Raw genomic sequence first — 20,153 nt, forward strand, 5'->3', positions numbered from 1 at the left:
ATCGAGTATGGCGGCCAATGGATCTCCTGGGCACGAGTCGGGGCGCTGGCGCGGCGTATCGCCGCGATTATCGGCGGGGCCGAAGTCGGGATGCTGTTGCGCAACCGCCCGGGGCACGTGGCCGCCTTGCTGGGCGTGCTGCTGGGCGGCGGAACGGTCGTGGTCATCAACCCCGCCCGAGGTGACGAACGCACCAGGGCCGACATCGCGGGCCTGCGGCTTCCCGTGATCGTCGGCGAGGCAAACGATCTGGGGGCCCTGGTGCCCGCGGGCACGCCGACGGTCGCGATTTCGGGCGGGTTGGACGACGCCGACGTCACCGCGCCGCACGTCGACCGCCCCGGCCGGCGGTCCGGCACCGCCGTGCGCATGCTGACCAGCGGCACTACCGGGCCGCCCAAGCGAATCGACCTGGGCTACGACATGCTGGCGCGCAGCGTGATCGGTCCGGATCCCGAACATGCGGTCTCGCCCGCGGAGCTGCGCCGCGGCGTCGCGATCGTGAACTCGCCGCTGGTGCACATCGGCGGGGTGTTCCGGGTGCTGCAATGCATCGCCGAGGCGCGGCCGTTCGTGCTGCTGGAACGATTCGAGCTGAACGCCTGGGCCGAGGCGGTGCGCAAGCACCGGCCCCGCGCGGCGTCCCTGGTGCCGGCGGCGCTGCGCACGGTCTTGCACTCCGATATCCCGCGTGCCGACCTGGCGAGTCTGCGGGCCGTTACCTGCGGCACGGCCCCGTTGTCGGCCGAGGACGCCGATGCCTTCACCGAGAAGTATGGCGTTCCGGTGTTGACCTCTTATGCGGCAACCGAATTCGGTGGCGGGGTGGCGGGCTGGACCCTGCCCGACCATCAGCGGTACTGGAAGACCAAACGGGGCAGCGTCGGCCGGGCCAACCCGGGTGCCCGGCTGCGGGTGGTCACCGAGGACGGAACACCGCTGGGCCCCGATGAGGTCGGCCTGCTGGAAGTCAAACCGGGCCAGCTGGGGCCGACCGCACCGTGGATGCGGACCACCGATCTGGCGCGCATCGACGCCGACGGGTTCTTGTGGATCGTCGGCCGTGCCGACCAGGCGATCATCCGCGGTGGTTTCAAGGTGATGCCCGACGACGTCCGCGCCGCGCTGGAGAGCCACCCCGCGGTGGCCGGCGCGGCCGTGATCGCCCGCCCCGACGAGCGGCTGGGCGAGACGCCGGTCGCCGTGGTAGAGCTGCGCGAGGGGGCATCGGCCGACGCCGAAGCCCTGGTCGAGTATCTGCGAGAGCGTTTGGCGCGCTACGAGATTCCGACCGAAATCGCGATCGTCGACAGCATCCCCCGAACACCGTCGGGCAAGGCCGATCTCGGCGCCATCCGGGGCGTCTTCGGCGAGGCCGCAGCGCAGCGCGACCATGCCCGTTGAGCCTTCGACGGTCGCCCAGGTGCTGCGGCATCAGGTCGGCCGGCGCGGCGATCACCCCCTGCTGGTGTGTGACGGTGACCGCATCAGCTACGCCGAGGCCGAGCGCCGGTCGGCGGAGCTGGCCCGCGGCCTGATCGCGCTGGGCGCCGGCAAGGGCACCCATGTGGGGCTGCTCTATCCGAACGGAGCCGAGTTCGTCGTCGGGATGCTGGCAGCGGCGCGCATCGGTGCGGTGGTGATCCCGTTCTCCACCTTCGTCACCGCACGCGAGCTGCGCGAGCAGCTCGTCGACAGCGATGTGGAAATCTTGTTGACCGCGGCGCGCTTTCGCTCGCATGACTACGTGCAACGACTCTCCGAGCTTCTGTCGGGCGCCGATCTCGATTCCCGATTGTTCTGTGCCGCAGCACCGCAGCTGCGTCGCGTCGCGGTCACCCACCAGAAGGTGTGCGGGTTAGCCGATTCCGTCGACCCCGCGCTGCTGACGGCGCTGGAGGACGACGTCGCGCAGTGCGACGCGCTGACGATCGTGTACACCTCGGGCTCCACCAGCGCCCCGAAGGGGGTCGTGCACACCCACGGCGCCCTGCTGGCGCACCAACGGAATCTCAACCTGATCCGTGGTTTGACGGTCGACGACAAACTGTTCTGCAATTCGCCGTTCTTCTGGATCGGTGGAATCGCCTTCGGCCTCCTTGCCACGCTGGTGGCCGGGTCCACCTTGGTGTGTTCTAACGCCACCGATGCCGGGGAGACGCTCGACCTGCTGGAAGCCGAAAAGCCCACCATGACCAATGGATTCGCGGCCGGGATCACCCACCTCGCGGAACACCCGAGCTTCCCGCACCGCGACCTGTCGTCGATGCGGCGGGGCAATCTGTACCCGATCATGGCTCCCGACGCCCGCCCGGCCGACCCGCAGTTGCGGCACAACATGCTGGGCATGACCGAGGCCGGCAGCGTCGTGCTGATCGGCGATGACGAATCCGACCAGCCCGAGCACCGGCGCGGCTCATTCGGCAGGCCGGCACCCGGCTTTGAGATCAAGGTCGTCGATCCCGACACCACGGCCGATGTCGTCGCGGGCGAAGTCGGCGAGCTGTGCCTGCGCGGGCCGCACCTGATGCAGGGCTACCACAAGCGCAGCCGCGAAGAATGTTTCGATCCCGACGGCTGGTTCCACACCGGCGACCTGGTGCGCGTCGACGCGGACGGATTCGTCTATTTTGCCGGCCGGCTCGGCGCGATGATCAAAACGGCGGGCGCCAATGTCTCGGCGGCCGAAGTGGAGAAGGCCATTGGCAGGGTCACCGGCGGAGCGCCGGCTTACGTGTTCGGCCTGCCCGACGCCCGGCGCGGGCAGGTCGTCGCCGCGGTGGTCGTCCGGGCCGACGGTCCAGCGGGGTTCGACGAAGCCGCCCTGGTTTCGCTGCTCGAAACGGAACTGTCCGCCTACAAGATTCCCAAGCGGTTCGTCGCCCTCCGCGGCGACGACGTTCCGGTGCTGTCCAGCGGCAAGGTCGACATGCGACGTCTCAGGGAGCTGTTCGGTGTCTAGCACCATTGACCGGCTGGTGCGGCTTCGGGCCGACCGCGATGGCGACAAGCCGATGGTCATCGACCCCACCTCCCGGCTGACCTACCGCGAACTCGACCTGGCCACCCGCGATTTGGCCGCGACGTTCGTCGAGACCGGCGTGGCCAAGGGCACCCGGGTGGGGCTCATCATGCCCAATAGCACCCGGTGGGTACGGGTCGCCGTCGCGCTTACCCGCGTCGGCGCGGTCCTGGTCCCGCTGAGCACCCTGCTGACGGCCGGAGAGCTCGCCGCCCAGCTGCGGGCGGCCTCCGTGCAATTCTTGATCAGCGTCGAGGAGTTCCGCGGCCACCGCTACCTCGATGACCTTCCGGCGGCGGGGCGATCCGAATTGCCGGCGTTGCACCAGGTTTGGTCGGCCGACCAAGTCGATGGCGCGTCCGCGAGTGCGGGTGCCCGCAACATCGTCGACGCCATGACGGCAACGGTCACCCCGGCCGACCCGCTGGTCATCATGTTCACCTCCGGCAGCAGCGGGGCGCCCAAGGGAGTCATCCACTCGCACGGCAACGCGCTGGGCGCCGTGCAGGCCGGCCTTGCGGCGCGCTGCATCACCGCCGAGACCCGCCTGTATCTGCCGATGCCCTTCTTCTGGGTGGGCGGTTTCGGCAGCGGAATACTGTCTGCGCTGCTGGCCGGCGCCACCCTGGTGACCGAGGAGATACCGCGGCCGGAAACCACCCTGCGATTGTTGGAAGACGAACGGGTCACGCTGTTTCGGGGCTGGCCGGACCAGGCCGAGACGTTGGCACGGCACGCCGCAAATGCCGGTGCCGACCTCTCGGCCTTACAGGCGGGAAGCCTGCAGGCCCTGCTGCCGCCCGGGCAACGCGCCCAGCCCGGGGCGCGCGCGACGCTGTTCGGCATGACCGAGGCCTTCGGGCCGTACTGCGGCTATCCCGCCGACACGGACATGCCCGCGTCCGCTTGGGGTAGCTGCGGAAAGCCGTTCGAGGGCATCGAGGTTCGCATCGTCGACACCGACAGCGGCGCGCCGGTGGCGGCCGGCGTCACCGGAATGATTCACATCCGCGGACCGCACACGCTGCGCGGCATCTGCGGGCGCACCCGGGAGGACCTGTTCACCGCCGACGGCTTCTACCCCACCGGCGACCTCGGGCACCTCGACGAAGACGGATTCCTCTTCTATCACGGGCGATCCGACGACATGTTCAAAGTCAGCGGCGCGACCGTCTACCCCAGCGAGGTCGAGCGGGCGCTGCGCACGATCGACGGCGTCGACAACGCCGTCGTCACCAACGTGCCGGGCGGCTCGGGGGAACGGGTCGGCGCGGCGGTCGTGGGCGCACTGACCGCCGAGCAGCTGCGCGCCTGCGCACGAACGGTGTTGAGCGCCTTCAAGGTTCCAACGGTCTGGTTACTGCTGGCCTCCGACGACGACCTGCCGCGCGGCGGTACCGGCAAGGTCGACGTCCGCCGGCTGCGCAAGATGTTGGCCGAAGCGGACCGGTCCTAGGGCACCCGCGTCCACGGTTGGCAGTTCTGCGACTCGAACGCCTTGATCGTGGTGTTGATGTTCGCAAACATCGGACCGACGGACATGTTCGTCTGCACCACATGGTCCTTGTTCGCGTCGGGCGTGCTGTAGGTGAACCACGCGCACATCGAGTCCTGAGTCGGCACATTGTTGATCCACACCCCGAAGGTCGATGCCGAACCGGCCGTTCGGTACAGACCCGGTGCAATATCGGGGCCGACGACGAAGACACCATTGCCGGGGATCGGGTCCACCGGGTCGGCGACGACCCTCGGCGCGACGGCAATCGCCGTCACGGTCGCGACGAGTAGGGCCGATGCGCGAAGCGTTGCGGGCATCTTCGTTTCTCCGTCCGTGGCCCACCCTGCTGGCAGCGTATGCCCAACCTCGCTGCGCGACAAGAGATGGCGGCGACTAGGTCAGGCCATTCTCGTCGGCGACCACCCCGCGGGCCACGAGATGGTCGATCAACGGAACCGCGCCGGCCGCAAGGTGTTCCGACATCGCCACGCGGGCGAGCTTGTCGTCGCGTTTCTTCAGCGCGGACAGGATCCGCCGATGGTCCTGCATCGATTGCTCCGGCCAGCCCTCGATGGCGGGAAACACCGACTCGGGGGCGTAGCGGGTGATCTGCGACATCAGCTGGGCGAGCTTGGGCGAGTCCGCCGCGACATTGATGGCGCGGTGAAACTCGTGGTTCAGCCGGACGGTGCGCTCGTGGTCATCACCGGCGTAGGCGTCTTCCAGCTGCGCCTGGATCTCCTTGAGCTCGTGCAGTTGGCTGTCGGTGATGTTGATCGCCGCCCGCGCGGCCAGTTCGCCCCCGACATGCGCCTGCACGTTCGCCACGTCGGTGACGTCGCGTCCGGTGACCGGCAACACCGCGAAGCCCCGACGGGGCTGCTGGTTGATCAGTCCTTCGGCGCACAGCGCGAACAGCGCCTCGCGCACCGGTGTGACGCTGATACCCAACTCCGCGGCCAGTTGGTCCAGCCGGACGTACGACCCGGCGGCGTACGTGCCGTCGAAGATCCGCCCGCGGATGATCCGCGCGACGTCCTCCGAAAGTTGAGGCCGCGCAGCGAAATCCGGAACGCTCATCCGTCTACACCTGATACTCGGCGAGCAGTCGCTTGCTGATGATGTTCTTCTGGATCTCGCTGGTGCCCTCGCCGATCAGCAGGAACGGCGCGTCGCGCATCAGCCGCTCGATCTCGTATTCCTTGGAATATCCGTAGCCGCCGTGGATCCGGAAACTCTGCTGGGTGACCTCGGCGCAATATTCGCTGCACAAATACTTGGCCATCCCGGCGGCGACGTCATTGCGCTCGCCCGAATCCTTCAGGCGCGCGGCGTTGACCATCATCAGGTGGGCCGCTTCGACCTTGGTCGCCATCTCGGCCAATTGGAACGCGATGCCCTGGTGCTCGGCGATCGGCTTGCCGAAGGTCTCGCGTTGTTGGGCATAGCGCACCGCGAGCTCGAAGGCGCGAATCCCCACACCGCACGCCCGCGCCGACACGTTGACGCGGCCGACCTCGATGCCGTCCATCATCTGGAAGAAGCCCTGCCCCGTGGCGCCACCGAGGACGTCGTCGACCCCGGCCCGGTAGCCGTCGAAGATCATCTCGGTGGTGTCGATGCCCTTGTAGCCCAGCTTTTCGAGCTTGCCCGGAATATGCAGGCCCGCAACGACTTCGCCGAACCCGACCGGCTTCTCGACGAGGAACGCGGTGAGGTTGCGGTGCGGCTTGTCCGAACCCTCGTCGGTGCGCACCAGCACCGCCACCAGCGTGGAGGTGGCGCCGTTGGTCAGCCACATTTTTTGGCCGTCGATGGTGTAGGTGCCGTCGTCGTTGCGCCGGGCGCGGGTGCGGATCGCGGCCACGTCAGAACCCAGCTCGGGCTCCGACATCGAGAAGGCGCCGCGGGTCTCGCCGACCGCCATCCGCGGCAGGAACCGCTGCTTTTGTTCGTCGGTGCCGTGCTGGCGCAGCATGTACGCCACGATGAAGTGGGTGTTGAGCACGCCGGACACGCTCATCCAGCCGCGCGCCAGCTCCTCGACGCACAGCGCGTACGTCAGCAGAGACTCCCCCAGCCCGCCATACTCCTGCGGGATCATCAGGCCGAACAGGCCCATCTCCCGCATCTGATCGACGATCGCCTGCGGGTAGGTGTCAGCGCGTTCCAGCTCGGCCGCGTGCGGAATGACCTCCTTCTCGACGAATTTCCTTACCGTGGCGATGATCTCGGTCTGGAACTCCGTCAACCCGAGGGTCTGGGCCAGTTTGGTCATGTGCTGCGTTCCCTTCCGGCTGCTCAGCAGGCGATGGTCTTGGCGTCCGTCAGGCGCGCGATGTCGGCGGCGCTCAACCCCAGCCGCGCAAGGACGTCGGCGGTGTCTTGTCCCAGCGCCGGCGCCGGCGCGCTGGGCGGATGGCTGCCGTCGAACGCGGCCGGCAGGCCGGGCGCGAAGTAATCGCCGAGACCGGGCTGGTGCATTCGGGAAAACAGCGGATTGTCGGTTACTTTCGGGCCCGCGGCGACCTCGGCGAAGGTGCGGTACCGCTCGAAGAGCACCGTGGTGTCGGCCAGCGCGGCGGTGATCTCGTCGGCGGTGTGATCGCCGAACCACGTGGCGAACAGACTCGACAGCACGTCGCGATAGCGGTAGCGATCGCCTTCTGACCCGAAGTCGGCGCCGAGCGCCTCGGCGAGCGCCGACACCGCGGCGCCGGTGCCCGTCACCGCGAGCAGGTCACGGAAGTGCCGACCGGTCAGCGCGACCACCATGAACCTGGCCCCGTCGCTGCTGGTGAAGTCCTGCCCGTACTGACCGTAGATGGCGTTGCCCAGCCGTTCGCGTTGTGTCCCAGTGACTTGCGGCTCGGTCAGCAAGCCCAGGTTGGCCGCGGTGGCCAAAGCGACGTCCTCCAGCGCCAGGCTGATCTGCGCCCCCGCCCCGGACCGCTCGCGGTGGCGGACCGCGGTGACGACGGCCAACGCTGCGTACAGTCCGCAGCACACGTCCCAGGCCGGGAGCACGTGGTTGATCGCGCCGCCATGCTCGGCCGGACCGGTGACGAGCGGATAGCCCAGCCCGGCGTTGACCGTGTAGTCCACCCCGGTGGAACCGTCACCGCGCCCGAGCAACTGCACGTGAATCACGTCGGGGCGCTTGGCCGCCAGCACGCCGTGGCTGAGCCAGGACAAGCCCGCGGCGTTGGTCACCACGACGCCGTCGCCCTCGACGATCAGCCGCTGGACCAGTTCGTGGCCGTCGGGGGACCGCAAGTCGATGGTGGCCGACCGCTTCCCCTTGTTCAGGCCGGTCCAGTAGATCGAGGTGCCGTCCGCCGCCAGCGGCCACCGCTGGACGTCGGACGCGCCGCCGATCGGGTCGACTCGAATGACCTCCGCACCAAGCTGATTCAGCGTCATGCCGCACAGTGGCGCGGCGACGAAGCTCGACACCTCAACGACGGTGAGACCGTCCAGCGGCAATCCCGGCTCGGTCATGTCGATGCGACCCGCTCGAAGACGGCAGCCAAACCCTGGCCGCCGCCGATGCACATGGTTTCCAGACCATAGCGCGCCTCGCGGCGATCGAGTTCGCGCGCCAAGGTGGCCAGCATCCGCCCGCCCGTCGCGCCGACCGGATGTCCCAGCGAGATGCCCGAACCGTGCACGTTGGTGCGCTCATGATCGGCGGCGCCGAAGTTCCATTCCCGCATCACCGCAAGCGCCTGCGCGGCGAAGGCCTCGTTCAGCTCGATGAGGTCGATGTCGGATAGCCGCAGGCCCGCCTTGGCCAGCGCCACCTCGGTCGCGGGCACCGGCCCGATGCCCATGACGTGGGGCGCCACCCCGGCCACACCCCACGACACCAGGCGCACCAACGGCTTCAGGCCGTATTCCTCGGCCTTCTCCGGCGTCGTGACCACGCACATCGAGGCCGCGTCGTTTTGCCCGCTGGCGTTGCCGGCGGTGACCGTGGACTCTGGATCCTCTTTCGCCAGAACGGGTTTGAGCTTGCCCAACGACTCGACCGAGGTGTCCGCGCGTGGATGCTCGTCGGTGTCGATGAGCTCCTCGCCACTGCGGGTGCGGACCGCGACGGGCACGATCTCCTCGGCCAGGATGCCGTCTTTCTGCGCGGCGACGGCACGCTGGTGGGATCGCACCGCGAGCTCGTCTTGCTCCTGGCGCGAAATGCCGTACTGGCGGCGCAGGTTCTCGGCCGTCTCCAGCATTCCGCCCGGCACCGGGTAATTGCGGCCACCGGCGGTCGTGCGTCCCCGGGCCAGCCCGTCGTGCACCTGCACACCGGTGCGGGCCCCGCCCCACCGCATGTCCGTGGAGTAGAAGGCCACGTTGCTCATGCTCTCGCAGCCCCCGGCGACCACGAGGTCGTTGTCGCCGGCGCCCACCTGCAGGCACGCCTGGATGACCGCCTGCAGGCCCGAGCCGCACCGCCGGTCGACCTGCATGCCCGGAACCGTCACCGGCAGGCCGGAATCCAGCGCCACCACGCGTCCGATCGCGGGCGCATCGCTGTTGGGATAGCAGTGGCCGAGGATCACGTCCTGCACGGCGTCGGGCGCCAGCCCGGTTCGCTGCAGCAGGCCCTTGAGCGCGGTGACGCCGAGGTCGACGGCGCTGCACGCCTTGAACATTCCGCCGTAGCGGCCGATCGGGGTCCGAACGGGTTCGCAGATGACGGCCTCGCGCACCGCACTCATAGGTGGCGGCCGCCGGTGATTTCCATGACGGTGCCGGTCATGTACGACGACAGGTCGGAAGCGAGGAACAGCGCGACGCTGGCGACCTCACTGGGCTCACCGGCCCGGCCCAACGGCACCTCGGCGACCTTGGAGTCCCAAATGCGCTGTGGCATAGCCTCTGTCATCGCGGAGCGGATCAGGCCGGGGGCGATCGCGTTCACCCGCACGCCGAGGTAGGCCAGCTCTTTGGCGGCGGCCTTGGTCATGCCGACGATGCCGGCCTTGGCCGCCGAGTAGTTGGTCTGGCCGATCATGCCCACCTTGCCGGAGACCGACGACATGTTGATGATGGCGCCGCGCTTGTTCTCCCGCATGACGGCCGCGGCCAGCCTGGTGCCGTTCCAGGTGCCCTTCAGATGCACGTTGATCACCTGATCGAACTGCTCCTCGGTCATCTTGCGCATCGTCGCGTCGCGGGTGATGCCGGCGTTGTTGACCATGATGTCCAGGCCGCCGAAGCGCTCGACCGCGGTCTGGATCAGGGTTTCCACGTCGGACGACTGGGTGACATCGCACCGAACCGCCACCGCCACGTCGTCGCCGCCCAATCGCTTGGCCACGACCTGGGTTTCCTCGAGATTGACGTCGCCGAGCACCACTCGCGCGCCCTCGGCGACGAAGCGCTCCGCGATGGCCAGCCCCAGCCCCTGCGCTCCGCCGGTGATTACCGCGGTCTGCCCCGTCAACATCGCCACTGTCGATCACCCATCCTTCACTGTCGTCGCCTCCAACGGGCACGTCTGAGGCAAATATCATATTTGATATAGGATCCTGCTCTGAACCGGGGTGCCCCGGATCCGGAGAGGAGTGTGGAGCCCATGGCCACCGCCGAAGTCGCGGAAGTCTCCGACGAGGACTTCCGCGAGATCCTCGCTCAGACAAGGCAATTCGTCCGCAGCGTGGTCGTCCCGCGCGAGCAGGAGATCCTCGACACCGATCGCGTGCCCGACGACCTGCGCGACGAAGCCAAGAAGATGGGATTGTTCGGCTACGCGATCCCCCAGGAGTGGGGCGGCCTCGGCCTCAACCTGAGGCAGGACGTCGAGCTGGCGATGGAGCTGGGCTACACGTCGCTGGCGCTGCGGTCGATGTTCGGCACCAACAACGGCATCGCCGGACAAGTCCTGGTCGGCTTCGGCACCGACGAACAGAAATCCCGCTGGCTGGAGTCGATCGCGTCCGGCGACGTCGTCGCCTCCTTCGCGCTGACCGAACCGGGCGCCGGATCGAACCCGGCCGGCCTGCGCACGAAAGCCGTTCGCGACGGTGACGATTGGGTGATCTCCGGGCAGAAGCGCTTCATCACCAACGCGCCCGTCGCCGACCTTTTCGTGGTGTTCGCGCGGACCCGGCCGGCCGACGAGAAGGGACCGGGGATCGCGGTCTTTCTGGTGCCGGCGGACGCCGCGGGCGTCGAGGTGGGCGCCAAGGACGCCAAGATGGGCCAGGAAGGAGCCTGGACCGCCGACGTCAACTTCACCGACGTCCGCGTCGGTCCCGACGCACTCGTCGGCGGCAGCGAAGACCACGGCTACCGAGCGGCGATGACCTCGTTGGCCCGCGGCCGGGTGCACATCGCCGCCCTCGCGGTGGGCGCCGCGCAACGCGCGCTCGACGAATCGGTGTCCTACGCCGCCACCGCGACGCAGGGCGGCACGCCGATCGGCAACTTCCAGTTGGTGCAGGGCATGCTTGCCGATCAGCAGACCGGCGTGATGGCCGGGCGTGCCCTGGTGCGCGAGGCCGCCCGGCTGTGGGTCGCCGACGAGGATCGTCGGATCGCGCCCTCGGCCGCCAAGGTCTTTTGCACCGAGATGGCCGGCAACGTCGCCGATCTCGCGGTGCAGATCCACGGCGGCACCGGTTACATGAGAGGCGTCGCCGTCGAACGGATTTACCGCGACGTGCGCCTGTTGCGGCTGTACGAGGGCACCAGCGAGATCCAGCGGTTGATCATCGGATCGAACCTGGTCAAGGCGGCACAACGATGAGAGTGGCTGGACCCAACAGAGGAGAACTATGAGCGGCAAGCTTGCCGGAAAAGTGGCATTCATTACCGGCGCGGCCCGCGGTCAGGGCCGGGCGCATGCGGTGCGCCTGGCGTCCGAAGGCGCCGACATCATCGCCGTCGACATCGCCGGCAAGCTCCCGTCCTGCGTGCCCTACGACCCGGCGACTCCCGACGACCTGAGTGAGACGGTGCGGCTGGTCGAGGCCGCCAACCGCCGGATCATCGCCTCAGTCACCGACACCCGCGACTTCGACGGCCTGCGCAAGGTCGTCGCCGACGGCGTGGCCGAGCTGGGCCGGCTGGACGTCATCGTCGCCAACGCCGGGGTCGCCGCCCCGCAGGCGTGGGATGAGATCACCCCGGAGAACTTCCGCGACGTCATGGACATCAATGTGACCGGCACCTGGAACACCGTGATGGCCGGCGCGGACAAGATCATCGAGGGGGGCCGGGGCGGATCGATCATCCTGATCAGTTCGGCGGCCGGCATGAAGATGCAGCCGTTCATGATCCACTACACCGCCAGCAAGCATGCCGTCACCGGGCTGGCGCGGGCCTTCGCCGCCGAACTGGGCAAGCATTCGATCCGGGTCAACAGCGTGCACCCGGGACCGGTGAACACCGCCATGGGCTCCGGGGACATGGTCACGGCGGTCGGCAAGACCATGGAGACCAACCCCCAGCTGTCACACGTCCTCACCCCGTTCCTGCCCGACTGGGTCGCCGAGCCGGAGGAGATCGCCGACACCGTGTGCTGGCTGGCCAGTGACGAATCGCGCAAGGTCACCGCGGCCCAGATCCCGGTGGATCAGGGCTCGACGCAGTACTGACCGCCCCCTGGGCGGATCGGGAATAGCTTCACCGCCCGGGCGTTGGCACTCGGCATGAAAGCCTTCAGCGAATCCGAGCGCCAGGAGTTCCTCGCCGACAAGCATGTGGCCGTGCTGTCCGTCGCCGCCACCGAAGGCCGGCCGCCGGCCAGCGTCCCGATCTGGTACGACTACACCCCCGGGGGAAACATCCGGATCATGACCGGGGCGTCGAGCCGCAAGGCTCGCCTCATCGAGCAGACGGGGGCGGTGACGCTGGTGGTGCAGCGCGAGGAGCCGCCCTACCAGTACGTGGTGGTCGAGGGCTCGATCGTCGAGACCACCAAGCCGGCCCCGCTCGACGTGGCCGAGGCGGTCGCCATCCGTTATCTCGGCGAGGAAGGTGGGCGGGCGTTCGTGCGCAGCATGGAAGGCGTCGAGGAGGTGCTGTTCACCATCCGCCCGGACCGCTGGCTCAGCGCCGACTTCACCGGCGACCTGTAGAGCGCTCAGCCGATCAGGTCCAGCGTCCCCAGCTCGCGGATCGCCTGGCAGCCGCGGCTGAGCATGGTCAGCACCATGTCGTCGCCGCGCTCGGTGGCGGCGGCGAACGCGAACCCGAGTGCCGAGATCAGCGGGGCCTGCAGCACCCCGAGCCGGTAATCGCGCCAACAGGTTTCGCGGTCGTAGTCGCTGACCCCGCCGGCCGTCAGCGCGCGATGATAGTCGGTGACCAGGCCCTCTTCGATGCTCGCACGCAGCTGCGGAGCGAGGCTGGTCGCGGTGAAATACGCGAGATCGCGCGCCGGCAGACCCACGCCGAGCGTCTGCCAGTCCACCACGCTGACCCGGGTTCGCTCCGGATCGAACAACAGGTTGTCCAGGCGATAGTCGCCGTGCAGCAGGGCGAACCGGTCATACTCGGACAGCAGCCAGGGCGCGATCAAACCCATTGCGGCACTGAAGGTATCGCGATCCACGGCGCTCATCCGCTCACCCAGCTTCTCCAGCGTGATGTCGGCGCTCAACTTCGCCACCTCGCCCATGCCGCCCGCACCGGCCTCATCCGGCCGGCCGAACGCGATGCCCGGGAAATCGAGCCAGACGGGATCACACCAGCTGGGTGCGTGCAGCCCGGCCAGAGCGGTAACCGCAAGGCGCGCCTCGGTTTCCCCGCAGCCGACGAGCTGATCGCCCTGCACCGCCGGCGCCTGGTCCGCCAGGAGCAGGGCGAAATCCATTGCATCGTCGGTGATCTCGGAATAGAAGCACCGCGGTGTCGGCACCTGCACCCGATCCACCACCGAGGAATAGAACGCGCATTCGCTGCGGTAGCCGATGACCACCCGGTCGCGCACCGTGTCGTCCTGGGCGGGCAGCTTGATGACGAACGTCTGCGGCAGGTCCCCCGGATCCGTCGCATAGCGAGCGGTGACCCGGTAGGTCGCCCCGGTCTGTCCGGTGCCGATCGCGACCACGTCCACGTCGGCGACCTCGACGGGCGGGCCACCGCCGGACAGCGCGGCCGACAACCACTGCGGGGTTACGTCGCCGGGGTATCGCGGTATCGACAGCACAGCACTCATAGCGGCACGCCTCCTCCTGCGCAGACAGCACGGTCCGACTGACAAACTGTAAGGCATACCGCAAGAGTTGCGGTCAACCGCGGTGCGCTAGTCGGCCAGAATGCGCCATTCGGCGGCTTCGTGCTGCTGGCGCCAGAATTCGTCGAATCGGCCGCCCGCAGCGAGCAATTCGTCAACCGTGCCGTCCTCGACCACCCGGCCGTTGTCGAGGAACAGCACGCGGTCGGCGTGACGGATGCTGGCCAGGCGGTGCGCGACGATCACCTGCGTGCGTGACTGCGGGTCGGCCGTCAGCGCGTCGACCACCGCGGCTTCGTTCTCGGTGTCCAACGCGCTGGTCGCCTCGTCTACCAGCAAAATCGGCGCCGGTTTGAGCAACGCGCGGGCGATGCTGACCCGCTGGCGTTCACCGCCGGACAGCGCCGAACCGGCCTCGCCGACGACCGTGTCGACGCCGTCAGGCAGCCGTCCGACCAGCTCGTCGACGCGCGCGAGCGCCACCGCCCGCGCGAAGCGCTCGTCGTCGGCGCCCGGATCTCCGGCGAACACGTTGTCGCGAATCGACCCGTGGAACAGGTAGGGGTGCTGGAAAACGACGCTGGCCGCCGCCCGCCGGGCCTCGCCGTCCAGCGTCGCCGCGTTCACACCGTCGATCAGCACCCGTCCGCCGGTCGGCTCATGCAGCCCGGCGATCAGCGCCAGGATCGTGCTCTTGCCCGAACCGGACGGTCCGACGATCGCCGTCGTGCTGCCCGGATCCAACGCGAAGCTCACGCCGTCGAGCACCGGTGTGCCCGCGCCGTCGTAGCGGAACACGACGTCGGCGAATTCGATTCGCGGCGCCCCGGCGCCGGCCAGCTTGGCGGCGCCGGCAGTCATCAGCGGCGCGGTCAGCACGGCACGGATGTTGCCGAGCGTGGCGCGGGTGCTCTCCAGCGCCGGCGCCAGCTCGCTGATGGTGGTGAACGGCTCGAGGTAGCGCACGATGACGACGATCAGCGCGATGGCCTCGGCCACCGTGAGCGTTCCGTGCACGGTCAGCGCAGTGGTCGCCCCGGCCAGCAGGATCAGCGCGAGCTGACTGGCGAGGCTGAACAGCAGCTGGCCCGGGACCTGCATCGACAGCAGGCGCATGGTGGCGCCGTGTTGTGCCGCCAGTGCATCGCCGACCATGCTGCGCGCCGGCTCGACACGACGTGCGGCCCGCAACGCCTGCTGGGTCCGGGCGAACTCGATGATCCGCTCGGTGAGCGCGGTGTTGGCCTCGGCCGCCGCAGAGTCCGCGCGCCGCGCCAACCGGGCCGATGCCCATAGCGCGCCCAACAGCAGCGGCAGGCCTCCCAGCGCTGCGGCCCCCAGTTGCCAGGAGACCGGCAGCAGTGCCACCGCGATGGCCGCGGGCAGCAGGACGGCGGAGATCAGCGGCGTGAGCAGGTTGACGACGAGGCCGACCAGCTCGGGCCCCGTGGCGGCGATCGCCTGCCGTGCGGTCGCGGTGTGCTCGGCGGTGAACCAATCCAGCCGCACGCCGGGCAGCCGATCCGCGACGTCGTGCTGGCTGTGATCCAGCACGGCGAAGCCCAGGTTGAAACCGATCCGCGCGGTTGCGGTGTCGATGACCCAGCCGGCCACGGTGGCCGCGGTCAGCCAGCCCAGCCAGACCAGCGCGCGCTGCGGGGCGTCGCCGAACAACGCCCCGACCAAGGGGACCAGCAGCACGGTGGCCACCGCGCGCACCAGCACGGAGACCAGTGCGAGCACCGTGTAGGTGATGACCCGGTTGCGGCGGTCCGCCGGAACCAGGCTCAGCCACGTGCGGATCATCGCGCCCCCTCGCCGGTCGTGCCCGCGGTTACCCGGTCGCGACGACCGCCCTCCCAGAGCCGTCGGTACCGGCCGTCGGCGCTGAGCAACTCGTCGTGCGTGCCGCGTTCGACGATGCGGCCGTGGTCGAGCACGACGATCTGGTGGGCCCGGGTGATGGTGTGCAATCGATGCGCGATCACCAGCACCGTGCGGTCCTGCGTCAGCCGGTTGAGCGCTTGCTGCACAAGGTATTCCGATTCGGGGTCGGCAAACGCGGTGGCCTCGTCGAGGATCAGCACCGGGGTGTCGGCCAGGATCGCGCGGGCGATCGTGAGCCGTTGCCGCTCACCGCCGGACAGGCCGCTGGCGGCACCCAGCACGGTGTCGTAGCCGTCGGGCAGCCGCATGATGCGGTCGTGGATCTGCGCGTCGCGCGCGGCCTGTTCGACTTGCGCCGCGGTGGCGTCGGGGACGGCCAGCGCGATATTCTCCGCGACGGTCCCGTGCACCAATTGCGTTTCCTGCAGCACGAATCCGACCTGGGCGTACAGCTGGTCGGCGGTCATCGACCGAATATCTTGTCCCCCAACACGTATCGCGCCCTGTCCGACGTCATGGAACCGGGCCAGCAGGGCGGCCAGCGTCGACTTGCCGGACCCGGAGGGCCCGACCAGCGCGGTGACCGTCCCGGGCCGCAACGTCAGCGAGACGTCGTGGATGACCGGCACGTCGGGCCGGTAGCCGAAACCGACGTGCTCGAACACCACCGTCGACGCGGGATCCCCGTGCGCCTCGTGGTCGTCGTGCACGGCGAGGTCGGCCTCGTCGAGGGTGTTCTGCAGGCGCCGGGCGGCCAACATGCCGGCGCGGACGCCGCCCAGGCCGTAGGCGATGCCGAGCAGTCGCGCTCCGAATGTGGTGCCCAGCAACAAGAACGGCAGCAGGTTCACCGGATTCATCCGGCCGGCGGCCACCAGCAACGTGCCGGTGAGCGCGATGAGCCACAGGAACGTCGAGGGGCGGGTGACCAGGTCCATGAACGTCTTCTTGCCGGCCAGCGGGCGCTGCCAGGCGACCAGGAAACCGACGTATTCGTCCAGGCGGCGCCGGAAGCTGGAGGCGGCGGCGCCACCGAAGACGCGGATCACCGGCTGGCCCTCCAGGTAGGCCCCGGCCTCGCCGCTCATCGTCTCCGCCCAGCGCTGCGACTGCGGGATGCGCGGACCCGATTGGATCGTCAGCGACGACGTCAGCACCAGATACACCAGGACCGGCAAGAACAACACCAGCGCCACCCGCCAGTCGACGGCGAACAGATAGACCAGCACCGCGACCGGCGCGACGGCGGCGCCGACCGCGTCGCCGATGGCGTGGGTGACCAGGTAGTGCAGGGACAGCGTGTCGTCGGTCAGCAACTGCTTGATCGACCCCGACCCGCGTGCCGTGAACCAGCCCAGCGGCAGCCGAGACAGCTTGTGCAACAGCCGTGTTCGCAGATCACGGGCGAACCGCGCGTCGACGACGTGCAGCCACAGCGTGAGGGCGGCGCCCAGCAACGCCCCCAGACCGAGCAGCGACACCGCCGCGACGCCGATATCCCACAGTCGGGCGGCGGGCGCACCCGAGACGAGCCGCCGGGCCAGCTCCACGAGCAACACGAACGGCGCCAGTTGCACCAGCGTGATCACCGCCTGCAACACACCCGAGAGGATCAGCGCGGAGCGCAGCGGCGCGAGCAGCCGGCCCGCGCCCTGGGCCCGCCAGCTCCCCCGGGCCGCCGGGGCGGGTGGGGCGTCGGACACCTGCGGAGCCGATTCCAACTGCGCCGCAACATCTTCCGCAGAGAGGGCGGGTGCGACGCCGTCCGATGCCGCCGGTTCGTCACCGCGCCGGGTGCCCATCGCGCGTCCGGCGCTCCAGTACGCCTGGGCGTGCACCTCGGACTTGGGAAAGCCGAACTCGTCGCGCAGCCGCGTTCGCACCTGCTTGAGCGTTGTGGCCTCCGGCGTCGCCCACGCGTACCAGTTGGACCAGTCCCGGTTCTCGATCGCCGCGGCAAGCGACTTCTCGTCGTGGCGGGCGACCCAGTGCAGTCGCAGCCGGGGGTGCTGGGCGATCGGGATCAGCGGGTCGTTGTCGTCGTGCTGTTCGAGGTACATCTCGATCGGAACGTCGTCGGGGACGACCCCGATGATGCCGTTCATCCCCGGGATGGATGCCGAGTCACCGATCAGCAGATATCCGGCCGGCTGCTCGTCGGGCATGTCGAATCGCGACGAGCCCATCAGCGCCATGACCGCGATGGTGGCGCCGGGCTGGACGGTGCGCGCCCACTGCGACGCCGGACCGGCGGGATCGTGCAGCACGATATCGACCGCGAAGCGCCCGGCGGGAACGTCGGCCTCCGAGATCGTGTACGCGCGCTGGAATTCCGTTTTCGATCCGTCCGGGTCCGGAAACCAGAACCGCAGCCACGCGGCCGGTTCGGCATCCACGTCCTCGAACAGGGTCGGCGACGTCATGCGCACCCGCACGAAGTGCGGTGCGATCCGGACGGTTTCGATCACCGTCGCGGTGTGGTCGCGCGCGCCGAAGCTGCGCAGCATCACACCGGAGAATCCGCGTGCCATTAGCGGTCCTTTCTCGCGGCGCCCCGCGCCGCGACGGCCTCGCCGATCTGACGACCCGGCGGGAGCACCGCCATGAGGCCACGGATCGATGCGGCCGTCAGCGGCCGCAACCCTTCGAGTTCGACACCTGCCACGACCCCGCATGGGCGGCATCCTGCCGCGGATCACCGCCAGCCGGTCGCGACTTGGTACGTACAAACTAAGGGTTGCCTTACCATAGGTCAACCTTGGTCCCGGCCGCCGTCCGAGCCCGTCGGTAGCCTGGGAAACATGAGCGATGAGTCAGCGGCGCCGGTGCTGCTCTACGACGGAGTGTGCGGGGTGTGCAACCGCTCGGTGCGCACCATCCTGCGTCTCGATCCCACCGGCTCCCTGCGCTTTGCGGCCCTGGACAGCGTTTTCGGCAAAGCGATCATCGAGCGGCATCCCGAGATCGGAAACGTCGATTCGGTGGTCTTCGTCGACGACCCCGGCCGGCCCTCGGAACGGGTGGCCGTCCGATCCCGGGCCGTCCTGCGCGTGGTGGACTACCTCGGCGGACCATGGCGGGCGTTCACGATCGCCCGCATCGTCCCCGCTCCGCTGCTCGACCGGCTCTACGACAGGTTCGCCGCGATCCGCTATCGCGTGGGCGGCAAATACGACACTTGCCCGCTGCCGGCCCCGGAGGTACGCGCCCGCTTCGTGGCGGAGTGACCGGTTACTGGCCGACGTCGGAGGCCAGGTCCGCTTCGGATTCTCTGCGCTTCAACTCCGCGAGCTTGCGGTCCTCTTCGGCCGCTTGGCGGTGCTTGATCGCGGACCGGCGGTGCACGTCGGTATGGGGCACGCCCTGTTCGACGGTCCAGTCCTGCGTCCTGGCGACCCGCTCGTGCTGGATTGCGGACTGCTCGAAGCTTCGCGCTGCGGACAGGCCCGCGCGGGCGGCGCGTTCGCGGGCGGCGGCGGCCCTGCGTTCGGCGCGCTCGACATCCTGTGCGGTGACGGCTCTTTCGCTTCGTGGCGGTGGTTCGGTTTCGGCGGGCATGGCGTCTCCCTAGTGTCCTGTGAGTTCCAGGTACCCCGCACAACGGGTTTGATGCCTGCACCGCGCAAGATTTCGTCTCGGTGTCCGGTGCGGGCGGAGGGACTCGAACCCTCAAGCTCTTTCGAGCAATGGCACCTAAAACCATCGCGTCTGCCAATTTCGCCACGCCCGCGGCTTGCCGATCGTATCGCTTGCGACGCCGCCGAGCCGTCGGCACGGGCTCGATGAATTCGTCGGGCCCAAATCGTGAGCGGTACGGTCAAGGGGTGTCCACTACGCATCGTCGCAGGCCCGCGCTCATCGCGCTGGTGATCGTCGCGGCGTGCGGCTGCCTGGCGCTGGGCTGGTGGCAGTGGACCAGGTTCAATTCCGTGTCCGGCTCCTTTCAGAACCTCGGCTATGCGTTGCAGTGGCCGCTGTTCGCGGGATTCTGCGTGTACGCGTACCGCAAATTCGTTCGCTATGAAGAGGAACCACCGCAGCCGCGCGGTACCGACGCGATGACGGAGATACCCGCCGGGCTGCTGCCCGAGCGCCCCAAGCCCGCCCCGCAGGCGCCCGACGATCCCGCGCTGCGGGAGTACAACACCTACCTGGCCGAGCTCGCCGCGCGAGACGCCGAACAACAGAAGAGGACAACCCCATGACCACACCGGAGACGCCCGGAGCGCCAGTTCCCGCGGTGCCCGTCGACAAGGTCCGCACCGCGTTGCTCGGCTACCGGGTCATGGCGTGGACGACCGGTCTGTGGCTGATCGCGCTGTGCTACGAGATCGTCTCGCACCTCGCCTTCGGCCACGAGATCCGGTGGATCGAAGTAGTGCACGGCTGGGTGTATTTCATCTACGTGCTGACCGCGTTCAATCTGGCGGTCAAGGTGCGCTGGCCGCTCGGCAAGACGGTGGGCGTGCTGCTGTCCGGGACCATCCCGCTGCTCGGAATCATCGTCGAGCACTTCCAGACCAGGGACGTCAAGGCGCGTTTCGGGCTGTAGGCCA

Annotated in this window: 19 protein-coding genes and 1 tRNA gene; 9 read left to right on the forward strand and 11 right to left on the reverse strand. The window is 68.8% G+C overall.

Annotation, left to right across the window (positions count from 1 at the left end; genetic code table 11):
• From A5624_RS14580 to A5624_RS14590, 3 genes are all read left to right on the forward strand, one after another.
• Positions 1-1,404, forward strand: a 1,404-nt coding sequence (locus tag A5624_RS14580; RefSeq protein WP_066867297.1) for a class I adenylate-forming enzyme family protein, incomplete at its 5' end; no start/stop codon positions are given.
• The gene (locus A5624_RS14585) at positions 1,394-2,962 is read left to right on the forward strand and encodes a class I adenylate-forming enzyme family protein (RefSeq protein WP_066867299.1); all 1,569 of its coding nucleotides are present in this window, start codon (positions 1,394-1,396) and stop codon (positions 2,960-2,962) included. The genes A5624_RS14580 and A5624_RS14585, both read left to right, overlap by 11 nt.
• Positions 2,955-4,478 carry a class I adenylate-forming enzyme family protein gene (locus A5624_RS14590; protein WP_066867301.1) on the forward strand — a complete coding sequence of 508 codons (1,524 nt, stop codon included), beginning with the start codon at positions 2,955-2,957 and terminating at the stop codon, positions 4,476-4,478. Before A5624_RS14585 ends, A5624_RS14590 begins: the two co-directional genes overlap by 8 nt.
• Here A5624_RS14590 and A5624_RS14595 read toward each other — a convergent pair.
• From A5624_RS14595 to fabG, 6 genes are all read right to left on the reverse strand, one after another.
• A complete protein-coding gene (locus A5624_RS14595; protein ID WP_066867303.1) occupies positions 4,475-4,837 on the reverse strand; it encodes a hypothetical protein in 363 nt (120 codons plus the stop codon). The genes A5624_RS14590 and A5624_RS14595 overlap by 4 nt on opposite strands.
• A 76-nt stretch (positions 4,838-4,913) precedes the next feature.
• The gene (locus A5624_RS14600) at positions 4,914-5,600 is read right to left on the reverse strand and encodes a GntR family transcriptional regulator (protein WP_066867305.1); all 687 of its coding nucleotides are present in this window, start codon (positions 5,598-5,600) and stop codon (positions 4,914-4,916) included.
• A 4-nt stretch (positions 5,601-5,604) separates the two neighbouring features.
• On the reverse strand, positions 5,605-6,798 hold the full coding sequence (locus tag A5624_RS14605) for an acyl-CoA dehydrogenase family protein (RefSeq protein WP_066867307.1): 1,194 nt from the start codon (positions 6,796-6,798) through the stop codon (positions 5,605-5,607).
• A 23-nt stretch (positions 6,799-6,821) separates the two neighbouring features.
• A complete protein-coding gene (locus tag A5624_RS14610) occupies positions 6,822-8,021 on the reverse strand; it encodes a CoA transferase (protein ID WP_066867309.1) in 1,200 nt (399 codons plus the stop codon).
• On the reverse strand, positions 8,018-9,244 hold the full coding sequence (locus A5624_RS14615) for an acetyl-CoA C-acetyltransferase (RefSeq protein WP_066867311.1): 1,227 nt from the start codon (positions 9,242-9,244) through the stop codon (positions 8,018-8,020). The genes A5624_RS14610 and A5624_RS14615 overlap by 4 nt, the downstream gene beginning before the upstream one ends.
• Complete coding sequence (gene fabG, locus A5624_RS14620; RefSeq protein WP_066867358.1) at positions 9,241-9,975, reverse strand: 3-oxoacyl-ACP reductase FabG; 735 nt, start codon at positions 9,973-9,975, stop codon at positions 9,241-9,243. The genes A5624_RS14615 and fabG overlap by 4 nt, the downstream gene beginning before the upstream one ends.
• A 129-nt stretch (positions 9,976-10,104) precedes the next feature.
• Here fabG and A5624_RS14625 point away from each other — a divergent pair, with 129 nt between their 5' ends.
• From A5624_RS14625 to A5624_RS14635, 3 genes are read left to right on the forward strand one after another with little or no spacing between them, the layout of a single operon-like run.
• Entirely contained in the window at positions 10,105-11,277 is a 1,173-nt protein-coding gene (locus A5624_RS14625; RefSeq protein ID WP_066867313.1) for an acyl-CoA dehydrogenase family protein, read from the forward strand.
• Positions 11,278-11,305: 28 nt separating this feature from the next.
• Positions 11,306-12,127 carry a mycofactocin-coupled SDR family oxidoreductase gene (locus A5624_RS14630; protein WP_066867315.1) on the forward strand — a complete coding sequence of 274 codons (822 nt, stop codon included), beginning with the start codon at positions 11,306-11,308 and terminating at the stop codon, positions 12,125-12,127.
• Positions 12,128-12,181: 54 nt separating this feature from the next.
• The gene (locus A5624_RS14635; RefSeq protein WP_066867316.1) at positions 12,182-12,610 is read left to right on the forward strand and encodes a pyridoxamine 5'-phosphate oxidase family protein; all 429 of its coding nucleotides are present in this window, start codon (positions 12,182-12,184) and stop codon (positions 12,608-12,610) included.
• Positions 12,611-12,615: 5 nt separating this feature from the next.
• On the opposite strand, the gene A5624_RS14640 is transcribed toward A5624_RS14635, so the two are convergent.
• The 3 genes from A5624_RS14640 to A5624_RS14650 form a co-directional block, all read right to left on the reverse strand.
• Positions 12,616-13,692 (reverse strand): phosphotransferase family protein, encoded by a 1,077-nt coding sequence (locus A5624_RS14640; RefSeq protein WP_066867318.1) that lies wholly within the window; start codon positions 13,690-13,692, stop codon positions 12,616-12,618.
• A gap of 87 nt (positions 13,693-13,779) precedes the next feature.
• A complete protein-coding gene (locus A5624_RS14645) occupies positions 13,780-15,516 on the reverse strand; it encodes an ABC transporter ATP-binding protein (RefSeq protein WP_066867320.1) in 1,737 nt (578 codons plus the stop codon).
• Complete coding sequence (locus A5624_RS14650; RefSeq protein WP_066867322.1) at positions 15,513-18,128, reverse strand: ABC transporter ATP-binding protein/permease; 2,616 nt, start codon at positions 18,126-18,128, stop codon at positions 15,513-15,515. Before A5624_RS14650 ends, A5624_RS14645 begins: the two co-directional genes overlap by 4 nt.
• Before the next feature lie 270 nt (positions 18,129-18,398).
• On the opposite strand from A5624_RS14650, the gene A5624_RS14655 reads away from it, so the two are divergent.
• Entirely contained in the window at positions 18,399-18,824 is a 426-nt protein-coding gene (locus A5624_RS14655; RefSeq protein ID WP_066867324.1) for a thiol-disulfide oxidoreductase DCC family protein, read from the forward strand.
• A gap of 4 nt (positions 18,825-18,828) precedes the next feature.
• On the opposite strand, the gene A5624_RS14660 is transcribed toward A5624_RS14655, so the two are convergent.
• The gene (locus A5624_RS14660) at positions 18,829-19,155 is read right to left on the reverse strand and encodes a hypothetical protein (RefSeq protein ID WP_066867326.1); all 327 of its coding nucleotides are present in this window, start codon (positions 19,153-19,155) and stop codon (positions 18,829-18,831) included.
• A gap of 88 nt (positions 19,156-19,243) precedes the next feature.
• Positions 19,244-19,327: transfer RNA gene (locus A5624_RS14665), tRNA-Leu, on the reverse strand.
• 94 nt (positions 19,328-19,421) lie between these two features.
• On the opposite strand from A5624_RS14665, the gene A5624_RS14670 reads away from it, so the two are divergent.
• Complete coding sequence (locus A5624_RS14670) at positions 19,422-19,802, forward strand: hypothetical protein (RefSeq protein ID WP_066867330.1); 381 nt, start codon at positions 19,422-19,424, stop codon at positions 19,800-19,802.
• Positions 19,799-20,149: a DUF3817 domain-containing protein gene (locus A5624_RS14675; protein ID WP_066867332.1), complete on the forward strand. Its 351-nt coding sequence runs from the start codon at positions 19,799-19,801 to the stop codon at positions 20,147-20,149. Before A5624_RS14670 ends, A5624_RS14675 begins: the two co-directional genes overlap by 4 nt.
• The last annotated feature ends 4 nt before the right edge of the window (positions 20,150-20,153 follow it).

The organism is Mycobacterium sp. 1482292.6 (assembly GCF_001672995.1).
Lineage (GTDB): Bacteria > Actinomycetota > Actinomycetes > Mycobacteriales > Mycobacteriaceae > Mycobacterium > Mycobacterium europaeum_A.

Excerpts from the sequence above, each read along its gene's own strand:
- A5624_RS14660 (WP_066867326.1), bottom strand. The coding sequence starts at position 19,155 with ATGCCCGCCGAAACCGAACCACCGCCACGAAGCGAAAGAGCCGTCACC.
- A5624_RS14615 (WP_066867311.1), bottom strand. The coding sequence starts at position 9,244 with ATGAGTGCGGTGCGCGAGGCCGTCATCTGCGAACCCGTTCGGACCCCG.
- A5624_RS14630 (WP_066867315.1), top strand. The coding sequence starts at position 11,306 with ATGAGCGGCAAGCTTGCCGGAAAAGTGGCATTCATTACCGGCGCGGCC.
- A5624_RS14585 (WP_066867299.1), top strand. The coding sequence starts at position 1,394 with ATGCCCGTTGAGCCTTCGACGGTCGCCCAGGTGCTGCGGCATCAGGTC.
- A5624_RS14595 (WP_066867303.1), bottom strand. The coding sequence starts at position 4,837 with ATGCCCGCAACGCTTCGCGCATCGGCCCTACTCGTCGCGACCGTGACG.
- A5624_RS14605 (WP_066867307.1), bottom strand. The coding sequence starts at position 6,798 with ATGACCAAACTGGCCCAGACCCTCGGGTTGACGGAGTTCCAGACCGAG.
- A5624_RS14650 (WP_066867322.1), bottom strand. The coding sequence starts at position 18,128 with ATGGCACGCGGATTCTCCGGTGTGATGCTGCGCAGCTTCGGCGCGCGC.
- A5624_RS14640 (WP_066867318.1), bottom strand. The coding sequence starts at position 13,692 with ATGAGTGCTGTGCTGTCGATACCGCGATACCCCGGCGACGTAACCCCG.
- A5624_RS14675 (WP_066867332.1), top strand. The coding sequence starts at position 19,799 with ATGACCACACCGGAGACGCCCGGAGCGCCAGTTCCCGCGGTGCCCGTC.
- A5624_RS14600 (WP_066867305.1), bottom strand. The coding sequence starts at position 5,600 with ATGAGCGTTCCGGATTTCGCTGCGCGGCCTCAACTTTCGGAGGACGTC.
- A5624_RS14610 (WP_066867309.1), bottom strand. The coding sequence starts at position 8,021 with ATGACCGAGCCGGGATTGCCGCTGGACGGTCTCACCGTCGTTGAGGTG.
- fabG (WP_066867358.1), bottom strand. The coding sequence starts at position 9,975 with ATGTTGACGGGGCAGACCGCGGTAATCACCGGCGGAGCGCAGGGGCTG.
- A5624_RS14625 (WP_066867313.1), top strand. The coding sequence starts at position 10,105 with ATGGCCACCGCCGAAGTCGCGGAAGTCTCCGACGAGGACTTCCGCGAG.
- A5624_RS14635 (WP_066867316.1), top strand. The coding sequence starts at position 12,182 with ATGAAAGCCTTCAGCGAATCCGAGCGCCAGGAGTTCCTCGCCGACAAG.
- A5624_RS14655 (WP_066867324.1), top strand. The coding sequence starts at position 18,399 with ATGAGCGATGAGTCAGCGGCGCCGGTGCTGCTCTACGACGGAGTGTGC.
- A5624_RS14645 (WP_066867320.1), bottom strand. The coding sequence starts at position 15,516 with ATGATCCGCACGTGGCTGAGCCTGGTTCCGGCGGACCGCCGCAACCGG.